A 1,316-nucleotide genomic window follows, 5' to 3' on the forward strand; every position below is an offset into this window, starting at 1 on the left:
GGACGCAACACCGCATCAAGGCGCCCCGGAGTCAACGCACCCAACAGACCGTCATCGAGCACACCGGCCGCATGCACCACAGCCGAAACCTCACGCCCGCCCAGCACCTCCGCCAGCGCCTCACGATCAGCCACATCACACGCCACCACCTCGGCGCGGGCACCCAATCCGGCGAGTTCGGCGACCAGGTCCTCAGCACCCGGCGACGCCAACCCCCGCCGGGACAGCAGGAGCAGGTCCCGTACGCCGTGCTCGGCCGCCAGGTACCGGGCCACCACCGCGCCCAGACCCCCGGTACCACCCGTGATCAACACCGTGCCGCGCGGCTCCCAAGACGCCGCACGCAACTCTGGAACGGGCATCCGCGTCAGCCGGGGGACCAAGACCTGCTCATCACCAACCATCAGCTCCGGCTCGGGCTGCGCCAACGCCCGCGACAACACCGCCCCCGACACAGCACCGTCACCAAGGTCCAGCAGCCCAATCCGACCCGGATGCTCCGACTGCGCCGACCGCAGCAAACCCCACACCGACGCCACCGCCAGATCACCGACAGCACCACGCGTCACCACGACCAGACGAGACCCCGCGAACCGCTCTCCCTCCAGCCACCTCTGGACAAGGCCCAGGGTCTGCGCCACCGTGGCGTGGGCGGAATCCACCACCCCGTCACCGGGCCGCTCCACCTCCACCTCGGCCAACACCACATCCGGCACCGGGGCCTCAGCCACAGCCAACGCGGCCAGATCCGCGCACGCCACTACCGAGATCCCCGCATCCCGCAGCCCGCCACTCAGACCGTCGTCCGGGCCGACCACCGCAACCACCGACGGCCCGGCGTCCGTCCCCTCAGCCACCGGAGCCCACTCCACCCGGAACAACGAATCCCGGCCGACCATCTCCGGGCGGACCAGGAGGCCGTCCACCGAAGCGACCGGCGCGCCTGCCGCATCCGAGACCGCGATGTTGATCGCTTCCCGCCCGCCGTACGACAGCCGAGCACGCACCGTCGTCGCCCCCGAGGCGAACAACGACACACCCTCCCAGGAAAACGGGAGCACCCCGTTTTCGGCGCCCTCGTCACCACCTGCACACACCGCTGCGTGCAATACCGCGTCCAGCAGAGCGGGATGCACACCAAACCCACGGGGCTCAACCTCTTCTGGCAGCGCAACCTCGGCAAACACCGCATCACCGTGCCGCCAAGCAGCCCGCAACCCCTGGAACACCGGGCCGTACTCGAAGCCGGACTCGGCCCGGTTCTCATAAAAGCCGTCCAGCTCGACCGGCTCGGCGCCCACCGGCGGCCACACCGC

Annotated in this window: 1 protein-coding gene; it reads right to left on the reverse strand. The window is 70.2% G+C overall.

Annotated elements, in window-relative coordinates; all coding sequences use genetic code 11:
* A partial coding sequence (locus tag LCH29_RS44015; RefSeq protein ID WP_446467299.1) for an SDR family oxidoreductase occupies positions 1-1,301 on the reverse strand: 1,301 nt, incomplete at its 3' end.
* Positions 1,302-1,316: the final 15 nt, after the last annotated feature.

The sequence above is a fragment of the Streptomyces sp. BRA346 genome (genome assembly GCF_052851135.1).